General features: G+C 56.8%; 16 protein-coding genes. 9 read left to right on the top strand and 7 right to left on the bottom strand.

Annotated elements, in window-relative coordinates; translation table 11 throughout:
* Nucleotides 1-9: 9 nt before the first annotated feature.
* The 3 genes from ACQY4Z_RS02560 to ACQY4Z_RS02550 all read right to left on the bottom strand — a co-directional run bounded on the left by ACQY4Z_RS02560 (nt 10) and on the right by ACQY4Z_RS02550 (nt 4,695).
* A complete protein-coding gene (locus tag ACQY4Z_RS02560) occupies nt 10-1,539 on the bottom strand; it encodes a diguanylate cyclase domain-containing protein (protein WP_428526402.1) in 1,530 nt (509 codons plus the stop codon).
* A gap of 269 nt (nt 1,540-1,808) precedes the next feature.
* Nucleotides 1,809-3,341 carry a diguanylate cyclase domain-containing protein gene (locus ACQY4Z_RS02555; RefSeq protein WP_428526399.1) on the bottom strand — a complete coding sequence of 511 codons (1,533 nt, stop codon included), beginning with the start codon at nt 3,339-3,341 and terminating at the stop codon, nt 1,809-1,811.
* A 166-nt stretch (nt 3,342-3,507) separates the two neighbouring features.
* Nucleotides 3,508-4,695: an aminotransferase class V-fold PLP-dependent enzyme gene (locus ACQY4Z_RS02550; protein ID WP_428526397.1), complete on the bottom strand. Its 1,188-nt coding sequence runs from the start codon at nt 4,693-4,695 to the stop codon at nt 3,508-3,510.
* A 49-nt stretch (nt 4,696-4,744) separates the two neighbouring features.
* On the opposite strand from ACQY4Z_RS02550, the gene ACQY4Z_RS02545 reads away from it, so the two are divergent.
* The gene (locus tag ACQY4Z_RS02545) at nt 4,745-5,338 is read left to right on the top strand and encodes a gamma-glutamylcyclotransferase family protein (protein WP_428526395.1); all 594 of its coding nucleotides are present in this window, start codon (nt 4,745-4,747) and stop codon (nt 5,336-5,338) included.
* A gap of 165 nt (nt 5,339-5,503) precedes the next feature.
* Nucleotides 5,504-6,958, top strand: coding sequence for a M10 family metallopeptidase C-terminal domain-containing protein (locus tag ACQY4Z_RS02540; RefSeq protein ID WP_428526393.1), 1,455 nt, complete (start codon nt 5,504-5,506; stop codon nt 6,956-6,958).
* 59 nt (nt 6,959-7,017) lie between these two features.
* On the opposite strand, the gene ACQY4Z_RS02535 is transcribed toward ACQY4Z_RS02540, so the two are convergent.
* Nucleotides 7,018-7,752 (bottom strand): VIT1/CCC1 transporter family protein, encoded by a 735-nt coding sequence (locus tag ACQY4Z_RS02535; protein ID WP_428526391.1) that lies wholly within the window; start codon nt 7,750-7,752, stop codon nt 7,018-7,020.
* A gap of 275 nt (nt 7,753-8,027) precedes the next feature.
* Between ACQY4Z_RS02535 and ACQY4Z_RS02530 the strand changes: the two genes are divergently transcribed.
* The 5 genes from ACQY4Z_RS02530 (at nt 8,028) to gltX (ending at nt 14,624) form a co-directional block, all read left to right on the top strand.
* Entirely contained in the window at nt 8,028-9,410 is a 1,383-nt protein-coding gene (locus ACQY4Z_RS02530; protein ID WP_306146831.1) for a class II 3-deoxy-7-phosphoheptulonate synthase, read from the top strand.
* Nucleotides 9,411-9,670: 260 nt separating this feature from the next.
* Nucleotides 9,671-10,144: a response regulator gene (locus tag ACQY4Z_RS02525; protein ID WP_428526389.1), complete on the top strand. Its 474-nt coding sequence runs from the start codon at nt 9,671-9,673 to the stop codon at nt 10,142-10,144.
* 119 nt (nt 10,145-10,263) lie between these two features.
* Nucleotides 10,264-11,931, top strand: coding sequence for an NAD+ synthase (locus ACQY4Z_RS02520; protein WP_428526387.1), 1,668 nt, complete (start codon nt 10,264-10,266; stop codon nt 11,929-11,931).
* Nucleotides 11,932-11,955: 24 nt separating this feature from the next.
* A complete protein-coding gene (locus ACQY4Z_RS02515) occupies nt 11,956-13,179 on the top strand; it encodes an MFS transporter (RefSeq protein ID WP_428526385.1) in 1,224 nt (407 codons plus the stop codon).
* A gap of 83 nt (nt 13,180-13,262) precedes the next feature.
* Nucleotides 13,263-14,624, top strand: coding sequence for a glutamate--tRNA ligase (gltX, locus tag ACQY4Z_RS02510; RefSeq protein ID WP_428526383.1), 1,362 nt, complete (start codon nt 13,263-13,265; stop codon nt 14,622-14,624).
* Here gltX and ACQY4Z_RS02505 read toward each other — a convergent pair.
* Both ACQY4Z_RS02505 and ACQY4Z_RS02500 read right to left on the bottom strand, forming a co-directional pair.
* On the bottom strand, nt 14,587-15,924 hold the full coding sequence (locus ACQY4Z_RS02505) for a DUF2865 domain-containing protein (protein ID WP_428526381.1): 1,338 nt from the start codon (nt 15,922-15,924) through the stop codon (nt 14,587-14,589). The genes gltX and ACQY4Z_RS02505 overlap by 38 nt on opposite strands.
* 129 nt (nt 15,925-16,053) lie before the next feature.
* Nucleotides 16,054-16,518 carry a MarR family winged helix-turn-helix transcriptional regulator gene (locus ACQY4Z_RS02500; protein WP_428526379.1) on the bottom strand — a complete coding sequence of 155 codons (465 nt, stop codon included), beginning with the start codon at nt 16,516-16,518 and terminating at the stop codon, nt 16,054-16,056.
* A gap of 401 nt (nt 16,519-16,919) precedes the next feature.
* On the opposite strand from ACQY4Z_RS02500, the gene ACQY4Z_RS02495 reads away from it, so the two are divergent.
* A complete protein-coding gene (locus tag ACQY4Z_RS02495) occupies nt 16,920-18,143 on the top strand; it encodes an MBL fold metallo-hydrolase (RefSeq protein WP_428526377.1) in 1,224 nt (407 codons plus the stop codon).
* A 138-nt stretch (nt 18,144-18,281) separates the two neighbouring features.
* Nucleotides 18,282-18,797, top strand: a complete 516-nt coding sequence (locus ACQY4Z_RS02490; RefSeq protein WP_428526375.1) for a CreA family protein — start codon at nt 18,282-18,284, stop codon at nt 18,795-18,797.
* A 23-nt stretch (nt 18,798-18,820) separates the two neighbouring features.
* On the opposite strand, the gene ACQY4Z_RS02485 is transcribed toward ACQY4Z_RS02490, so the two are convergent.
* Nucleotides 18,821-19,180, bottom strand: a complete 360-nt coding sequence (locus tag ACQY4Z_RS02485) for an ArsR/SmtB family transcription factor (protein WP_008188976.1) — start codon at nt 19,178-19,180, stop codon at nt 18,821-18,823.
* Nucleotides 19,181-19,192: the final 12 nt, after the last annotated feature.

Below are 19,192 nucleotides of genomic sequence, written 5' to 3'. Positions count from 1 at the left end.
AGGGAAATATTAGGCGCTGAGCGAGGACATACCGGCTTTCGCTGAAGCATCATTTTCTGGGATAAAGGTGTCCTTCAGCAGGTCCTCGTAGAACGCGTGTACACCACGCCCGCGGTCTTTTGCCCTGTAGAGTGCGGCATCAGAGCGGGCAACGAGTTCTTCCGGTTCAGTCCCATCCGCCGGGGCAACGGCGATGCCAATACTCAGTCCGACATGCGCCGTATTGCCGCCTTCGATTTGAATGGGTAAAAGCGCCTTGTTGATCAACGCGCGGCAAAGGGTGTCCAATTCTTTGCGGCTTGTGCCTCCGCGGTAGATCACCATGAATTCGTCGCCACCGATCCGGCAAACCAAACCCGGCTTGCCGACAACTTCGTTGAGCCGTTTGGCCATGATCTTAATCACCGTGTCACCAGCAGCATGACCATAGGTGTCGTTGACCGCTTTGAATTTGTCGAGGTCGCAATGCAAGACAGCGAAGCGTTTCTGCGGCAACTCGGCCGTTGAACTTTCCAGAACACGGTTGAACTGAAGTCTGTTGGCGAGACCGGACAGATTGTCGTGCAGAGCCAGGTAGCGGTTCTGCTCCTCGCTTTTCTGAAGCGACCGGGTCAGTTGACCGATCCGCCAGGCAATTCCGAATGCGAGCGCGCCAAGGGTCAGACTGAGCATGGCAATGACCGGAATGACCGTCGGCCAGATCGAGTCGATCACAGTCTGGCTCTCCCAGCGGAATGAGCCAACATCCACGCCTTCCTCGCTTGTAACCAGATGTGACGGACCGTCTTCCGGCTCAAATGCCCTGGGCTCAAAACGGAGCCGGGCGAAGTTCAACTGCGAGTTCAGGCGTTCCAGAAGCGTGTCGTCGATGTATTTCACGGAGATCATCAACGACGGCCCGCCATCGGGGAGGGTCGCGGTGTATTCATCCGGCATGATCGGCATCGCGGAGAAAAGCGCCGGTTTTCCATCAAGCCTGATGACACCCATCAAGGCATATTGGTCTGTATCAAGGCCTTGAAGAGACCGGTGACCAAATCCGCCGGGCACCCGCACGCGATTGGCTGCGTATAGCGCATGAGCTTTACGGATGACTGGCGCCAATGCGGGTGTTTCGCTGGAGGGGCGTTTTGTGATGTGCGTGTAGTCCTGAAATGACTCGGCCAAAACCTGATTATTCCCGGAGATCAGGATGACCTTGTTGTGCCGGTATCTGGACCAGAGCGCGTGAAAGTGCTGGCGGGCATAAACCGGATCGAACGTCCGCACCAACTTCCGAACGGTTTCATCAGATACGGTGACAGTACGCTGTTCGCGGACAATATCCCGAAGGCGTTCGTCCAGTGCATTTCGAAAAAGGCGTTCTTCGTTCGCAATAGCCTGCTGTGTGGACGCATGAGAAGCTACAAAACCAACGAACACCAGCGAGGCTGATGTAACCGCGATCAAAAGAGCTGCCAGCAGAAAGGCAAGTCTTGAGATGTGGATACGGGACTCACTGTCCGATCTGTCTGAGTATCTCCGACGAAATTCAGCCAACGCCTGTTGTTCCCACCTTCGCAGGCCTTGGAAAGCCAGCGTAGTATCTTTGTTATGCCCACATCGTGTTGAGACAGTGCTCATCCGAAATCCTTGGGTTTCGCCTTATATGGATCCGGCTGTCTCAGATGCTTATCGTAGCGTCCGAAATGTTAATTAGTAGTGGTGATGGTCGCAGAGACTTGCACCTGCATTGCCAAAAACTGCAGCTTTGGATCACATTTCAATATATGAATACAACTTTAAGTTAAATTTGTAGTAAACCCAACTTACATTGTCATACGGCGATCGGTTTCGCTACGGCGATCGAATGCAGTATCCGGTTCTGTATACGCAAAAGCGTAGGTGTTGCGGCCCGCATCCTTTGCCCGGTAGAGTGCTGTATCAGCTGCCCGGATCAGATGTTTCTCCGACAGTCCTGCGTCTGGCGCCAGCGCAAGGCCGAGACTGATGCCGATGCTCACGCTTTGTCCCGGATTGATTTCGATCGGCTCTGCGACGGAAGCCAGAATCTTATTGGCAATTGTCTCAAGCTCAGCCTGATCCTGATACTTCATCAGTAAAATGACAAATTCGTCGCCGCCAATGCGCCCGACCACACCCTTGTCGCTGATAATGTCCTGCAATCGCGAGGCCGTCACGCGCAACACGATATCTCCGGCCTCATGACCATGTGTGTCGTTAACAGGTTTGAATTTGTCGAGGTCACACGCAATGACAGCAAAGCCGTTTTCGGGAAGGCCATCGATTGCGTAGGCAAGGCGGTCAGAAAAGTGGTGCCGGTTCGGCAGACCGGTCAAGCTGTCGTGATGCGCAAAGTAATGATTGCGGCGTTCGCTTTGTTCCAGCGTTGATGACAAGCGGCCAATCCTGCGGGCGACAATCACAGAAATTGCCGCAATCAAAACCGCCAGGATCACGATCAATGGAAGGGCGCGCATCCAGACCCTCAATCCGGGTTTGGAATGGTTCCATTGAAAATAGCCGACAAGGCTGCCGTCCGGACCATAGGCCCGCAGTTGCGTCGGGTGTTCGCGCGAAGGGGCACCTTCGGTGAAGGTCAGATCGCGAAACCCATAGTGATCCGACATCGACTGAAACCATGCCTCTCCAAGGGAGTAGACGCTGACAAGCAGGCGAGGATTGGCGTCTGAGAGCGCAGTAAGCGGTGTTTCCATTTCCACCGGAACCGCGCTCAGCAATGCGGGGGTGCCCTCGATCACGGCAAGCGCTGCGATCGAGGCATCAAACATTGCGCGCGGCGGCGGGAAGGGGCCTTGAGGACGATCGCGCCGCGGGAAACTTGGAGACCGGAAGGCTGCGGTGAAGAGCTCAGACAGTTTTTCGGTGTCTTCCCATGGGGCAGAAGATCCGCTCTGATTGTGAACAGCCGTTTCTGAAAGAGCCATGAGATCACCGTTCTCTTCCAAGAGATAGGTGCGCTCCAGATCACTGACAGCTTTGAAGCGGTTCAATATGGAGGTGGTGACGGCAGACCTATCCATTGGGCCCGTCAGCATCTCTTGAACATCTTGGTGCTGGATGGCGGTCATCTGGTGGCGGGCAATTTCCCAATACTGATCTTCAACGGTGTCAAGGAAACGCATTTGCGCTGTTTCAAGCGCATGCCGATCGGCGGCCCGCCACGCGAACTGTGCGATGAGGGTGAGTGCGCCGCTAGACAAGACTATCAGTAAGGCTGCGAGCCCATAGACCCACATGGTGATTTGACGGCCGGATACCGTGCCGCTGCCGGAACCGGGGGTAGGCCCGCGGTCAGGTTGCGCCTGTCGTGTCGTCATGCGTCCGGCACTCTCCTCCTGTCCGCAAAGAACGCTGGTCTTTCTCATTATCCAAGCGGATTGAACTATCAGCATAGATCTTACGGGAGATTTCTTACGGAAGAGTGCCCGGAACCCGATGTTTTCAACACTTTACGACACTGTTTGTTTAAGAATTGGGCCGCTTCTAATCTGCCAGGAGCTTCACCATAAGTTCCAGCTCACTCTCCGTGTTGAAAGCGTGCAAGGAGGCGCGAACCACCGCGTCCAGACCGCGCATCGGCAGGTCAATCCGAGCTGAGCTTGCCTGACTGACCGAGACATTGATCTGGTGATCGGCAAGCCGCGCCTTCGTTGCCGCTGGCGTCTCTCCATCGACAGCGAAGGTCACGATACCGCCTTTCCGCGCGCCTTTGTCATGAAGCGAGATGCCAGGAACAGCGGAAAGTTCGGAGCGGAGCTGTGCACCCAAGGCACAAATCCGGGCGCCGATCCGGTCCATCCCAAAGCCGATTGCATAGCTGGTGGCAACGCCCAGGCCGACCTGCCCGGCGACATAACGTTCCCAGTTCTCAAAGCGCTGTGCGTGCGGTGCTAAACGGTAAGAGGACTCGTCCAGCCATTCGGTCGCCTGGAGATCTACAAAGGGTGGTTCCACCTGATCGAGAACATCGTCGCTAACATAAAGAAAACCTGTCCCGCGCGGTCCCCGCAGATATTTGCGGCCGGTGCCCGAGAGCATCTGGCACCCGATTTCCTTGATGTTGAGCGGGATCTGTCCGGCAGATTGGCAGGCATCAAGGAGGTAAAGAAGTTTGTGCCGGGCGGCAATCTCGCCGACATCTTCTGCTGGATTGATCAAACCGGAAAAGGTTGGGATATGGGTGAGCGCAATGAGGCGGGTCTTCGGCGTGATGGCTGCCTCCAAAGCCTTCAGATCAATCTGTCCGGTCTCGTCATCTTCGATGAGATCGATTTCAATGCCCTTCCGCTTCTTCATCTGCAGAAGTGCCACGTAATTGGAGACGTATTCCGCGCGGCCGGTGATGACACGGTCACCTTCACGGAAGTTGATCCCGTAAAAGGCCATATCCCATGCGCGGGTTGCATTTTCGATGAAGGCGATCTCGTGTGGAGTGGATCCGATCAGCGCCGCAATCGATGTATAAAATGCGTTCGTTTCCGATTGCGCCGCTGCCGCCGCCTCATATCCACCGAGCGTGGCTTCCAGATCAAGATGGTGTTTGACTGCGTCCAATACCGGTGTTGCAGCAAGACCTGTTCCGGCATTGTTAAAGTGAATGCATCTGTTTACACCGGGGGTCTCGTCCCGCATCAGGTCTATTTCATTCTGGCTGAGGGAAGGGACGATCATGGGGAGCCTTTCCGGTCACGGGACGCAATCGATTGGATGTAAAACAAAAATGATCACAATCACATATTTTGGATATGGGTCCCTCGTCAACGCCGCAACGGTACCTGATGGGGCCGAGATCGTTCCCGGGCGATTGAAAGGCTGGGTCCGGGAGTGGCGTGTGTGCGGCGTCTGGGAAAACGGTCAGGGCCGCTGTGCCTTGAGTGTACGTCAGGAGCCGGGATCGGAAATCCGGGGCGTGATGACCCGGGAGCAACAAAGCCGGTTGCGGGCCCTGGAGCAGCGTGAAAGCCGGTATGAAAAGATCGGGCAGATCGGCACGTCTTTCCGGTGCGAGGCGGAAAGCAAGCCGGGACCGGAAGAGCTGTTTCTCTTCAAGGCTACGCCGGAAAACGAACGTTGGGGATGTGATCGGCACCCGATCCTGCAAAGCTACCTTGATTGCGTTTTAGCCGGGTTTCATCAAATCTGGGGCGAGGAGGGCGTCAGCCACTTCTTCGACACAACCGACGGCTGGCATGTTCCTGTCCTTCAGGACCGGGCAGCGCCGCTTTACCCCAGAGCGGTCAAGATCGACACGAAGCTTTTGCAACTGTTCGACGATCATATTGAACGCCAGAAGCTGACCCTGATATCTGCTTAACCTTTTGTTTTAATGAAAAAAATATTTCGGGGGATCTCCCGATCCCAAGGTGCCGCCATATCGGGCGGAGGTCTGCGCGCGCGTAAACTTAAATTTCCCTTTACGTAAACTGTAGCTGCTGATAAATGATTGCATATGAGAAAAATGCAATCTAGAGAGGAGTGCATGGGTTTCTTTGAGTACAAGGGGCAAGAGGCTCTGGGTCTCGTGTCGGAAGCGCGGGATCTGATGATCTACAGCTATCACGGCATTGAGGACATTCTACAGCCAGGCAACAGTGAGGAGGCTGCCCGGCAGGAAATCGAAGCCAAAGGGTGGACGGTGCTCACCCCCGATGATCTCGGTATCCCGGCGGCAGACATTGACCGGAACGGCACATTTCAGGGCGAAACGGCTCAGTTCAAGGATTCCCAGGCCGATGTGCTGGCCAGATTTGACGAGACCGGTGCCATGACCCAGATCGGTTTGGCTTTTCGAGGAACGACCGGTACGATCGACAACATCATCAGCGATACGGTTGGCGACGTTATCGATTACCTGGAATTCCTGAGCGCAGATCCGAACTATGCTTTCGGGGCGTTTCCGGACTTGATGGGGGCCATCAAGACGCTTCTGGAGTCTAACGGTCTCACTGCAGCAGACTTGATCGTAACGGGTCATTCGCTTGGCGGTGGTGCTGTCACCAACATGGCCGAGCGCAGCGATGATTTTTTCGACGGGTTTTACAAAGCCGCCGACTATATCGGCTTTGCAGCTCACTATACGCCGGAAGACGGCGCCTCCGTATTGGACAGCGGCGCGGAAGTGCTCAGCGTGGATATTGAAAATGATCCGGTTCCCTCGGTCATTTCCGAAGGCCAGATCAACCTCTTTGGCAACGATACAGACTACGCGTATGAAACGAGCAATCTGGTGCTTTTCAACGATTTCTACGCAACACCCGCCTATTGGGATGGCGGCAACATAACCAACCTGATCGCCTGGACTGCTCATTTGCCGTCCAACTATGAACAGGTTGTTGAGGCAATCGCCGGATCAGAGTTCTACACCGAGATGTCGCGTGACAGCGTCGTCATCGTCTCGGACCTGTCCGATCTCACGCGCGGCGTCGTCTGGGTTGAAGACACAAACCCCTTGTTTGATCCAACGGGCCATCAGGGCGACGATGCCTTCATCCTCGGCTCCAGCAAAGACGATTTGCTTGCGGGCAAATCCGGCAAGGATGCGCTGGAAGGGTTTGCGGGGGACGATCATCTGAAAGGCGAGGGCGGCGCAGACCGGTTGTTCGGCGGGACCGGGAACGACACGCTGGAAGGTGGCGCCGGAGACGATGTGATCGTTGGCGGAGCCGGTACAGACACCCTTTATGGCGGGGATGGCGCCGATATCTTTGTCTTTTCATCCGGTGATGGTGCAGATGAGATCAAGGATTTCGAAGTCGGGATCGACAAGATCGATGTGAGCGGTGCCGGCGTGACGCAACTCTCCGAACTTTCCATAACGGCCAATGGTTGGTGGACCGATGTCAGGATTGAGTTTGGTGGAGAGACATTGCGCCTGGATACAGGCTGGCGTCCTTCATTACCGGATTTGACGGCCGGTGATTTCCTCTTCGCCTGAGTTGAGCAGCACTCAAGATCGGTTTGATCCATTAATTGGGGCGGGCCTTCCTGCCTGCCTCATCCGCCGAACACTTGCTGCAGGCCATGGCCGGCAAGAAAGGCGATGGCCGCGGCCGCCATGCCGATAGCCGTTGTTTCCAACCCGCAGCCAACCCAGTGCCGCTGCGACCAGCGGGCTCTCAAAGACCCGATCGCGAAGAAAGCGCATGCGGTGAGACCGGATGCAAGCGCGGCGCTAGCCTCAATGTCAGCGAGAAAGGGCAGGAGCGGCAGTGCACCGAATAGGACGAAGGCAGCGAAGGTATAGAGCGCTGCCTTCAAAGGCGCGCGACCTCCATCCGAAACGCCATATTCGGCCAGCATCATGGTCTCGATCCAGGTGGTCCGGTTGGACGTTACCAGGCGCACGATGTCTTCCAGATCATCGCCCTCGTACCCCTTGGCCTTGAAAATCTGTCTGATTTCCTCGCGCTCTCCATCCGGTTCAACCCGGATGTGTTTTTCCTCGATCGCACGAAGCCTTTGAAAGTCTTCATTCTCGGACTTGGACCCGCTATAATTGGCGGCGGCCATTGAAAAGCCGTCGGCCAGGAGATTGGCAACGCCAAGGATCAAGATGATCCGAGTTGATAAGTTGGCTCCGACAGAACCGGCAACAATGGCAAAGGTGGTCACAGCGCCGTCGATGCCGCCATAAACCCAGTCGCGCAAATAGCTCGTATCCGGCCCCCGCGCCAATCTGTCGGCGATATCATGAGGCTGGTGGCTGTGTTCGAGTGGTCGGTTCGGCATGGCTGGTTTCCCTGGCTAGCGTCGGCCAAGTTTAGGGTGATCTGATCGTCAAAACCTTGATCCGCCGCAATCGCCCGTGGGCTTTGGGCAACACTATTTGGCCAGCGTTCCGCAAGGGGCATTTTTGCGATGAAGCGTGGGTGGCAATCAGGCTAAACGCCGTGTATAAGGCCGCACGTTTGCTCTGTTTGAGTGGGCGGAAACGAACAAAAATATCGCGGGGCGTGTGTCTGGAGTTCGAATTGAACAGACCGTCCCGATGAGGAGTTGGTACTATGGCGGACAAGTGGAGCCCGGACAGCTGGAGATCAAAACCGATCCTGCAGGTCCCGGAATATCCTGATCAGGCAGCTTTGACAGATGTTGAGCAGCGCCTGTCGACCTATCCGCCGCTGGTGTTTGCCGGTGAAGCGCGCGCTCTGAAGAGCCAGCTTGCGGATGTTGCCAACGGCAAGGGGTTTCTGCTGCAAGGCGGTGACTGCGCCGAAAGCTTTGCCGAACACCATCCGGACCACATTCGTGACTTCTTCCGTGTGTTTCTGCAGATGGCAGTTGTGCTGACCTATGCAGCGAGCCAGCCGGTGGTGAAGGTTGGCCGGATCGCCGGTCAGTTCGCCAAGCCGCGCTCTTCCAATATCGAGAAGAAGGGTGATGTTGAGTTGCCGAGCTACCGCGGTGACATTATCAACGACATCAACTTCACCTCGGACAGCCGTATTCCGGACCCGACCCGTATGTCGATGGCGTACCGTCAGTCGGCGGCAACACTGAACCTTCTGCGCGCCTTCTCGCAAGGTGGGTTTGCCAACCTGGACCAGGTGCATCAGTGGATGCTCGGTTTCATCACCGACAGCCCGCAAGGCCACCGTTACAAGGAATTGGCAGACCGCATCAGCGAGTCGCTTGCCTTCATGCGGGCTTGCGGCATCAACAGCGACAGCGTTCCGCAACTGCGCGGAACAGATTTCTTCACCAGCCATGAAGCACTTTTGCTGGGTTATGAAGAAGCGTTGACCCGCGTCGATTCCACGTCCGGTGACTGGTACGCAACGTCCGGCCACATGCTGTGGATCGGCGACCGGACCCGCCAGCCTGATCATGCCCATGTCGAGTTCTTCCGCGGCATCAAAAACCCGATTGGCCTGAAGTGTGGTCCGTCCCTGACGCCGGATGGCCTCCTGGAGCTGATCGACGCTTTGAACCCGGACAATGAGCCAGGCCGTCTCACGTTGATCGCCCGTTTCGGCTCCGACAAGGTGTTCGATCACTTGCCGCAGCTCGTGCGTGCTGTCGAGCGGGAAGGCAAGTCGGTGGTTTGGTCCTGCGACCCGATGCATGGCAATACGATTTCTGCCGGTGGCTACAAAACCCGACCGTTCGACCGGATCTTGAAGGAGGTTGAGGCCTTCTTTGCCGTTCACCGTGCGGAAGGCACCCATGCGGGTGGCGTACACGTTGAAATGACTGGCCGGAACGTCACCGAATGCACCGGCGGTGCCCGGGCCCTGACCGAAGAGCAACTCGGTGATCGTTACCACACCCATTGCGATCCGCGTCTCAATGCGGACCAGGCTCTTGAGCTGGCTTTCCTGATTGCTGAAAACCTCAAGAAAGAGAAAGACGGCAAGCAGAAAGAACCCCTGGCTGCGAGCGCTTAAGACCGCACTTTTCCGGTGTTTGATAGTTTTGAGGGGCAGCTTCGGCTGCCCCACATTTTTTTATATCGATTTTTGTCAATTCTGCCGCCGCGGTAACAGGCGGTTAAGGCTCCAGATGCATATGTGCGACGTGGGATATTTGCACCGCAGGGGGGGGCGGTGCTCGTCAACCGGACGCTCTGGGTAGGGGATTGTGAAGCGTGCGCGAACCGTGGGATCTTTCTAAGATTTCGTGCCTGGTGGTGGAGGACAATCCACACATGCGCACGATCTTGCGCTCCGTTGTCGGCGGGTTTGGTGTTCGCACGATCTGTGAGGCCACCGAAGGGGCTGAAGCCCTTGAATTGGTCGTCGACCGCAAACCCGATATTGTCTTGTGCGACTGGAATATGAGCCCGTTTGGCGGTGCCGATTTTCTAAGAATACTGCGCAGGGATACGGATCTGATCGTCAAAACAACGCCTGTTCTGGTCATCACGGCTCATGCCCGCCGACCAGTCATTCTTGAGGCTTTGAACATCGGCATCCACGGGCTTGTTGCAAAACCGTTGGCCCCCGCAGTTCTTTACCGGCACATTGGTGAGATCCTGCAGCGTCAGGAATTGAACGGCCGTAGCACGGGAATTTCCATGCCGGGGATGCCCGGTCACACGGGCGGCAGTGTGCTGGACTTGTCCTCAATGGCGCCGGATCAACCAACTGAATCAGAAGACCAGTCGCTCGCCCTTCTTTGAGCCGGAAAGGCTCTTACCTGGTTGCGAACAATCCGGCGCTGGTTTCAGCATTTGTATGATTGAAACCCATTGGTCTTGACGGTACATCTCGGATCTCCTCTTTGTCCGGCACGAGATTCATGACCATCAACTCCTTCCGCCTTGCCGTTGCCCAGCTCAATCCGACCGTTGGCGATGTCGCCGGGAACGCGGCGCTCGTCCGTCAGGCGCGTGCCGACGCGAAAGCGCAGCAGGCGGATCTGGTCTTGACGTCAGAGCTGATGCTGGCCGGTTATCCGCCGGAAGATCTTGTTCTGAAACCGGCCTTTGTCCGTGAATGCATGGAAACCGCGCGCACACTTGCCGAAGAGACCGCCGATGGTGGACCCGCGGTGATTCTGGGAACGCCGTGGTACTCCGATGCCGGCGACCTCCACAACGCTGTCCTTCTCATCGATCAGGGCGAAGTGAAGGCGGTTCGCTACAAGAGTGATCTGCCAAACTACGGAGTTTTTGACGAAAAGCGCGTGTTCAAGGCCGGGCCGCTTCCTGGGCCCGTTGACTTCCGCGGTGTGCGCATCGGGTTGCCGATCTGCGAAGACATTTGGAACGACGAGGTCTGCGAGTGCCTTGAGGAAACCGGTGCGGAAATCCTTCTGGTTCCGAACGGATCCCCTTATTGGGAGAACCGGGCCGAAGAGCGCCTGCAAGTGGTCGTGGCCCGTGTGGTTCAGACAGATCTGCCGCTCGTCTATTGCAATCAGTTGGGCGGCCAGGACGAGCTGGTCTTTGACGGTGGATCCTTTGCCCTTCAGGCGGATCGGAGCCTTGCGTTCCAGATGCCGCAGTTTGAGACAGCGCTCGGCATCAGCGACTGGAAAAGGGACGGCGAAACTTGGGTTTGTACCAGCGGTCCGGTGGCTAAGCTTCCCGATCTTGATGAAGCCAACTGGCGGGCCTGTGTGCTCGGGCTTGGTGATTATGTCACTAAGAACGGCTTCCCGGGCGTGGTGCTCGGCCTTTCGGGCGGCATCGACTCTGCCATTTGCGCGGCGATGGCTGTTGATGCGCTGGGGGCAGATAAAGTGCACAGCATCATGCTTCCCTTTCGTTATACCTCAGAGGAAAGCATCAAGGATGCCGCGGACTGCGCCAAGGCGCTGGGCCTCAGGTACGACACGGTCCCGATTGCAGAGCCGGTCGAAGGATTTACCAAGGCATTGGACGGGCTGTTCGCTGGCACGGAAGCGGGTGTGACGGAAGAGAACCTTCAGTCCCGGACACGCGGCGTCATCCTGATGGCCGTCTCCAACAAGTTCGGCCATATGGTCATGACCACGGGCAACAAGTCGGAAATGTCGGTTGGCTACGCAACGCTCTACGGCGACATGAACGGCGGCTACAATCCGATCAAGGATCTCTACAAAACCCAGGTCTATCATCTCGCCGCCTGGCGCAATGCCAATAAGCCAGCCGGCCTGCTCGGGCCGGAGGGTGAGGTGATCCCGTCCAACATCATCACAAAGGTCCCGACGGCGGAACTCCGGGAAAACCAGACAGACCAGGATTCCTTGCCGCCCTATGACGTGCTCGACGACATTCTGGAATGTCTTGTCGAGAAGGAGATGTCGGTCGGTGAAATCGAAAAGCGCGGCCATTCCCGCGACTTGATTCATCGCATTGAGCATTTGCTCTACATCGCTGAATACAAACGCAGACAGGCTCCTCCCGGCGTAAAGATCACGGAACGCAATTTTGGCCGAGACCGACGCTATCCAATCACCAACCGCTTCCGCGATCGGTCGTAAAGCTTCTCAATCCGGCGGAGACGCATGACCTATCTGACGTTTCTGCAAACCAATGCCCGCTGGCTCGCTGGCGGGTTTCTGCTGACCGCTTTTTCCGGGTTCGGGCAGACTTTTTACATTGCGCTGTCTTCGGGGCACCTGCGCGAAGAGTTTCACCTCAGTCACGGTGATTTCGGTCTTCTTTACATGGCGGCGACGCTCGCCAGCGCGCTATCGTTGCCCTGGATCGGACGCAGCGTTGACGTGTTTCCCCTTCGCCTTGTCGGGCTCGCAACATGCGTCACACTTGGCCTTTTCTGTCTGTCGATGGCCTTGGTGAATTCGGTCTTCATGTTGTTTGTGGTGCTATTCGGACTACGGCTGTCCGGGCAGGGCATGATGACCCACGTCTCCATGACCGCCATGGGCCGCTGGTATTCAGCGCAGCGCGGCCGAGCGGTGTCTGTCGCGCAGATGGGATTTCCCGTGGCCGAGAGCTTGTTTCCGGCCAGTTTTGTGTTGATCTCAGGGGTCGTTGGATGGCGGACCAGCTGGGCGCTTGCCGCCGGCATCATGGTGCTCGGGGCGCTGCCTATGCTCGCCCTGTTGTTTGCCAAAGATCGCATCCCGCAATCAGACGAACAGGGTTCGGGGCCAATCGAAGGGCGTCAATGGACGCGCAGCGAGGCGCTGTGCGACCCGATTTTCTGGCTTTTGACAGCCGGTGTGCTGGCGCCGCCTTTCATCGGAACAGCCATCTTGTTCAATCAGGTGTATCTCACTGAGTTGCGAGGTTGGCCGCTTGAGCTCTTCGCCTCTGCCTTTCCGGTCATGGCCGGCACTGCAATTACAACGGCGCTGGTGCTTGGGCCCCTGATCGACAAGTATTCCGCACGGGCGCTGCTTCCGGCCGTGCTGCTGCCGCTTTTCTTTGGGTGTCTTGTGCTTGCATTGCTCCCAGCCGCACCAACAGCCTTTGTATTCATGGGGCTTCTCGGCATCAGCAGCGGATTTACCGCCGCAATGTCCGGTGCCCTCTGGCCGGAGCTTTATGGCAGCCGTCATATCGGCGCGATCCGCTCTGTCGCATTTGCTTTGATGGTGTTTTCTTCGGCCGCTGGCCCAGGCCTTGTCGGCGTTCTGATCGATGCCGGTGTCGACTTTGATCGTCAGCTTCTGGTGATGAGCGGGTACTGCGCGCTGATGACAGGTGGACTTGCAATCGCGTCGCACAAGCTTCGTGACCGACAAAACGGTCCGATGGTTTGAAAAGCTGAAATCTGGCCCGGCCAAACGGGGTAAAATCACCATTTGCACTTGCAGAGCTCAAGGGAGGCGGGTACCTGAGGCGCATGACTGTTACTGTACGCTTCGCGCCGTCTCCGACCGGCCACATTCACATCGGCAATAGCCGTCCGGCCCTCTATAACTGGCTTTATGCCAAGAAGATGGGCGGGCGCTTCATACTGCGTTTCGACGACACCGATCTTGAGCGCTCCAAAAAGGAGTATGCGGAATCGATTGAAACCGATCTCCGCTGGCTCGGCATTTCACCTGACGTGATTGAGCGGCAATCTGACCGGGTGGCCGCCTATGAGACGGCTGCGGAAAAATTGAAAACCGCTGGCCTTTTGTATCCCTGTTACGAAACACCGGATGAGCTGGAACGTCGTCGCTCCCGTCAGCGCGCGCTTGGCCGCCCTCCGGTTTATGACCGCGCCGGACTGAAGCAGACAGAGGAAGAGCGGGCCGCGTTCGAAGCGGAAGGCCGCAAGCCGCATTGGCGGTTCGTGCTGCCGAACCATGATGGCGATCCGTTCCAGACCAAACGCACCGAAGTGACCTGGAATGATCTGTGCCGTGGTGACCAGACGGTAGACTTGGCCTCTATGTCCGATCCGGTCCTGATCCGCGCGGACGGCACGTTTCTCTACACGTTGCCATCGATTGTCGACGACATCGATATGGGGGTGTCCCATATCATCCGCGGTGAGGATCATGTGTCGAACACCGGTGTCCAGATCGCGATCTTCGAGGCACTGGGCGCAAAAGCGCCTGTCTTCGGTCACCACAATCTGCTGACCACGCGGGATGGCGAAGGGCTTTCAAAGCGCAAGGGGGCCTTGTCGATCGGCTCGCTGCGGGAAACCGGTGTCGAGGCGATGGCGGTCTGTTCGCTTGCCGTCCTGACCGGTACCAGCCAAGCCGTTGAAGCCGTTCCAAGCATGGACGCCCTTGTGGAGAAATTCGATCTGACCAGCGTGTCACGGTCCTCCGCCAAATTCGATCCGGAAGATCTCAAGGGACTGAATGCGCGCCTTGTGCATGAAATGCCGTATGCAGATGCCAAGGATCGGCTCGATGAGATGGGTGTCGGCGGCGGCGAAGCCTTCTGGACCGCCATTCGCGGCAACTGTGAAACCGTGAATGATGCCAAAGGCTATTGGCAGATTGTCGGCGGTTCGGTTGAAAGCCGAATTGAAGATGAAGACCGGGAGTTCATCGCCAAGGCGAAAGAGCTTCTTCCGGACGGCGAGATGACCCTGGAGACCTGGGGCGCATGGACATCTGCACTGAAGGCGGAAACCGGCCGCAAGGGGCGGGGGCTGTTTATGCCGCTTCGCCGTGTGCTCACGGGTCTCGATCACGGTCCTGATATGAAGGACATGCTGCCGCTTATTGGGCGTAAAAGTATTCTGGACCGACTACCCTGACAGGGACATCACGATCCGGGGCCGGACGGAACCCCGGGTCGTCCGACTTGAAGACCGGCGGGATCGAGGCTGTTTCAAGGTTTTCGTCCGCCAGAGATCTGCGGTTTCCAAGCAACGGCAGCTCTCCAGGTTTGCCATTCGAACCGTCGCTATCAGTGGCAACCGGTTTGAGCTGTTCAGCGGCTTTCGCGATCGACGCTGTCACATCAAAACCTTTTTCCAGGTTCGCGCGGGTATCAGGGTCTTCATAGGCTGGCAGTTGCTCTTTGGTCAGCGGTGTCCGGGAAAGCGTTGAGTTCGACTCAAGATTTGCTGGCCGCGAAGTGCGGATGTTTTCAGCTTTGTAGCTTGGCGGCAGCCCACTGCTGATGTCCGAAAACGCAATTCGCCGCCCGGATGCGCCGGGGTTGCTGACTTCTGTCCAGCCAGAGCGACTCTTCGCCTTCCCCGTCAGCCGGCAGCTGCATCCCTCGACAAATTCGCTTTTGTAACGATCAGCAAACGGCTGTTCGGAATAAAGGTCACCTGCAAGTGACATCATGTCGGACCGGTCACCGCCCGGGTTCTTGTAGACGTAGAGCTCGGTTTCAGAGGCCGGACAAATTTCGTTGCAGCGGGCAGCATCATTGGCAAACTGCCGTTTTCCGGTCGCAAAACTGACCGGGAAAAAATACCCATCGCACGTGCGCACACAAAGGGTCCGGAAGGTTCCACCTGACGGGATTCTGCGCTTGCCGCTGGAATTGGTGCGTTTCTTGGTGCTTTGAGCAGACCCTTGTTGCTTGGTTTGAGCCGGCGTTTGCTGCGGGTTGAAAAGACGGGCCAGCAGCGAACGCGGCGCATCTCCAGAGTTCGGATTGGCGGCCGCATTGCGCGTATTCGCGGGGGCGCCGCAGTTTTGGCGCTTGAGGGCCGCCTGTAGCTGCCGGATGCGTTTTTGATTGCTGGCGTTTCCACCACCAGCCTTTGCCAATTGACGATCGATGGCTCTTAAATTGGAACGCATGCGCTGAACTTTGCCAGACAGTGCCTGGCACTGCGGACTGGCGTTGCTGTTGCAACCAAGATAGCTGAAGTCCCGCTCTGCCGCGCTGAGCGCCTTTTTCTGCTGGCTTTTAGCGGTTTGCCATTTTTGAGCACCCGCGGACGGTCGGTTACCGCGAGACTGAAGTTCCCGCAGTTCCGATGTCAAACTGGCACAGCTTGCAGCCTCTGCCGGGACAGCAACAAGCAGCTGCACCGGCGCAAACGCCAGCGCGCACGACATTGCCAAAAACGCGGCATGACTGCGAAGCTTCATCACTTTTCCCCACCGGCGCATATCATCCCCGCGCCTTGCTGCTCAAACAGCCGGATCAGTATCCTCTCGAAGCCAACCCATATCAAGGAAAGCTCTCATGTTCGGTTAATGGCGGGAAGGGCGGCAGGCTTATTTTTCCGCAGCGGCATGAAGACGTTGAAAGATCTCGTCCAGAGCGATGCGCTGCTCTTCGCTCAAGGCCGCTTCCAAGTGAAGGGAATAGCCCAACGCTTTTGGCACGAGGTCCTCATACATGGCACGGCCATTATCGGTGAGTTGCAACAGTTGTTCGCGCTGGTCATCCGGGTTCGCGCCGCGGCTGAGATGTCCTTTTTTCTCCAAAGCGGCGACGGCGCGGCTCACCTTCGTTTTGTGCATAGACGTTGCCTTGCCGATGTCGCGCGCTGTCATTGCTACATGTTCGCCGAGTGTTGCCACCACGCGCCATTCCGGGATCCCGATCCCGAAATCATCCGCGTAGATCTTGGACAGCGACCGGCTGACGGTCTCTGCCAGATGGTTCAGCCGGTAGGGAAGAAACTCATTGAGTTTCAGCACTGCTGTTACTTGGGGCGCATTGCTGGTTTTGGGCATGAGAACTCAGGTCTTGTTGGGACATGCTTCACGCAAGATACGGATCGCATGCTGGAGAGGCGCAGCACCCCGTCAAGCCGATTGGTTTTCGGTGGTCAGGGCCTCAATGGTAACTAAGCAGAAGTATAGCTGGTCAAAACAGAGGGGAAAGCACTCGGCGGTCATTTTGCAAATCTACGGAGCGTTTGCTTCTCGTTGTTCGGTTCAATGCCATAGAAATGCCTGTATGAGGCGCTATTACTGGACCTATCTGTTGATAAGAAAGAAACGTTTAACGAAATAATGCACCAAAATTTGCGAATCGATGCCGTAACAAGTGACGCTGGTGTGGCAAGAACATATTCACACCCTGAGACCGGTGAATTGCTCATCGGGTTGGCTGGCAGGAAAGCGAGGCTGTCATGACTACGGCAGACACATCATCTGAACGTGAACTCGGACAAGACGCGAAGATCCATGACCTTGGATCCGGGTGCTATGCCATTTCTGCCGAAGGCTGTCCGAACACCGGCGTGATCGTTGGCGAGCGCGGTCTTCTGGTTATCGACGCCCAGCCGACGGAAGAACTCGGCCAGATTTTCCTCAAAAAGATCCGCGAGATCTCGGACAAACCGATCAAGGTCCTGCTGCTGACACATTTCCATGGCGACAGCACGGCTGGTGCCGCAGCCTTTGACGCTGGCGAGGTGATCGCGTCTGATCTGACCAAACGCATGATGGAAACCCGCGGTCTTGATGATCGTGAAGTTCTGAAAGCCCGGTATCCGGACTTTTATCCTGCTGGTCATGCGCTCCCGGCGCTGGCGATGCCGACCATGACAATCGCATCATCCATGTCCATTGATCTTGGCGGCCGCGAAGTGCGCCTTATGCATCTTGGGCGGGGACACACGATGGGTGATCTGGTCGTTTGGGTCTCAGACAGTTCCGTGCTTTATGCTGGTGGACTGGTTCAATCAAACACCGCCCCTTATTGCGGCGACGCGCACCTGGCCGATTGGCCGCGGGCATTGGACCGGATCATGGCGTTCCGGCCTTCTGCGCTGGTCCCAGGTCATGGCCGCCCGGCTATCGGGTCGGCAGCCGTCGCAACCGCGATAGAAACAACCCGCGATTATGTCGTGACTTTGCGCGATGCGGCTGCAGCCTGTGCCGAGAGCAAGTTGGGCCTGCACGACACCTTCCAATCCCTCAACGATGCGCTTCAGCCGAGATTTGGCAGCGCGCTGCTCTTTGATGCGCACCTGCCGTTCAACGTCGCAAGGGCGTATGATGAAGCGCAGGGGCTGGACCAGCCGCAGATCTGGACACGGGAACGTTGCGACGATCTGGAAGATGCGCTGACCCGCACATCGCCGGTTTCTCAAAAAACGGAAGTCGCCGCAGCAGAAGATGAGCCAGTGGCTGCCGAAGAGATAGTGGCAGATGCCTTTGATGCGGATGTTGAACAAGACAAGGGCGAGACCGCAGAAGCACCTTCAGAAGCTTCAAATGAACTCGTGACTGACAGTGACTTTGCAGCGTCTTTGCTCGCTGGCGGTGAAGAGGCGGCTCCCGACGATGAACTCCTTCTGGAAGAAGAGATTGACCAGGACGAGAAGGTTCTGGAAAAAGCCGGCGCCTAAACAGCAGGCAATACTCGATAAACACCGCTCGGGTCCTATCATGGCCCGGGCGGTTTTGCTTTCTAACGCGGAGAGTGCTTGATACCCTGGGGCCGGTTCCCACATTGAAGACAGCTTTTCGACACTTGGAGTTTTATCATGCGGTTTCGCACTGCAGCCATCCTCTTTCTCAGCCTTTGCATGCAGGCCGCTGCCCCGGCGCTTGCCAACGATGAACCGGATCTGATCTTCAAAAAATCGACCGTCTGGAAGTTTTTGACCCCGGACCACAAGCTGGCGACCTATGCCATCGATGACCCTCTGATTGACGGAGTGTCCTGCCACTTCACTGTTCCGGAAAAGGGCGGCGTTTCCGGTTGGCTGGGCGTTGCCGAAGAGGTTTCTGACATTTCCCTCGCCTGCCGCCAGGTCGGACCGGTACAGATCAAGGAAAACTTCGAGCAAGGCGAAGAAATGTTCCGCCAGGGCCGTTCGTTCATGTTCAAGAAGATGCGGATCGTGCGCGGCTGTGACGTGAAACGGAACACGCTTGTTTACATGGTCTATTCCGACAAGCTGATCGAAGGCAGCCCAAAAAACTCAACATCAACCGTGCCGTTGATGCCTTGGGGAACCCAAAAACCACCGCGCTGTGGAGACTACTTGGAGAGCTAAGTCGGGAAGCCGCAGCTTACGCCTTATTGGCGTGAGCCCGGCTTGTCGCCTTCGAGCGTTTCGAGATGGTGGGCGACCGGGAGTTCGGCGTCCGCACAAAAATGCTTGTAGAGCATGGCCATCACATCTTTGACCGGCTCGCTGGCCAGACGATAATAGATGGTCGTGCCTTCACGCCGTGTTGAGACCAGTCCTTGCGCGCGCAACAGGGCCAGCTGCTGCGAAACGGTTGGCATGCGCATGCCGGTCTTCTCGGCAAGTTCGCCAACACTGCGTTCTTCGTCCATCACATGGCACATCAGAAGCAACCGGGGCGCAGAAGCCATCAACTTCATGAATTCTGCGGCTGTTTCCGCTTTTTCTTCCAGCGCTTTATAGTCCATCTAGAGACCTTG

The organism is Roseibium sp., assembly GCF_965276855.1.
GTDB lineage: Bacteria > Pseudomonadota > Alphaproteobacteria > Rhizobiales > Stappiaceae > Roseibium.
The sequence above is the reverse complement of the archived record's forward strand: the minus strand, read 5'-3'. Positions and strand labels throughout refer to the sequence as shown.

Coding starts and splice junctions, on each gene's coding strand:
- ACQY4Z_RS02555 (WP_428526399.1), bottom strand. CDS start 3,341: ATGACGACACGACAGGCGCAACCTGACCGCGGGCCTACCCCCGGTTCC.
- ACQY4Z_RS02550 (WP_428526397.1), bottom strand. CDS start 4,695: ATGATCGTCCCTTCCCTCAGCCAGAATGAAATAGACCTGATGCGGGAC.
- ACQY4Z_RS02545 (WP_428526395.1), top strand. CDS start 4,745: ATGATCACAATCACATATTTTGGATATGGGTCCCTCGTCAACGCCGCA.
- ACQY4Z_RS02540 (WP_428526393.1), top strand. CDS start 5,504: ATGGGTTTCTTTGAGTACAAGGGGCAAGAGGCTCTGGGTCTCGTGTCG.
- ACQY4Z_RS02535 (WP_428526391.1), bottom strand. CDS start 7,752: ATGCCGAACCGACCACTCGAACACAGCCACCAGCCTCATGATATCGCC.
- ACQY4Z_RS02530 (WP_306146831.1), top strand. CDS start 8,028: ATGGCGGACAAGTGGAGCCCGGACAGCTGGAGATCAAAACCGATCCTG.
- ACQY4Z_RS02525 (WP_428526389.1), top strand. CDS start 9,671: ATGCGCACGATCTTGCGCTCCGTTGTCGGCGGGTTTGGTGTTCGCACG.
- ACQY4Z_RS02520 (WP_428526387.1), top strand. CDS start 10,264: ATGACCATCAACTCCTTCCGCCTTGCCGTTGCCCAGCTCAATCCGACC.
- ACQY4Z_RS02515 (WP_428526385.1), top strand. CDS start 11,956: ATGACCTATCTGACGTTTCTGCAAACCAATGCCCGCTGGCTCGCTGGC.
- gltX (WP_428526383.1), top strand. CDS start 13,263: ATGACTGTTACTGTACGCTTCGCGCCGTCTCCGACCGGCCACATTCAC.
- ACQY4Z_RS02505 (WP_428526381.1), bottom strand. CDS start 15,924: ATGAAGCTTCGCAGTCATGCCGCGTTTTTGGCAATGTCGTGCGCGCTG.
- ACQY4Z_RS02500 (WP_428526379.1), bottom strand. CDS start 16,518: ATGCCCAAAACCAGCAATGCGCCCCAAGTAACAGCAGTGCTGAAACTC.
- ACQY4Z_RS02495 (WP_428526377.1), top strand. CDS start 16,920: ATGACTACGGCAGACACATCATCTGAACGTGAACTCGGACAAGACGCG.
- ACQY4Z_RS02490 (WP_428526375.1), top strand. CDS start 18,282: ATGCGGTTTCGCACTGCAGCCATCCTCTTTCTCAGCCTTTGCATGCAG.
- ACQY4Z_RS02485 (WP_008188976.1), bottom strand. CDS start 19,180: ATGGACTATAAAGCGCTGGAAGAAAAAGCGGAAACAGCCGCAGAATTC.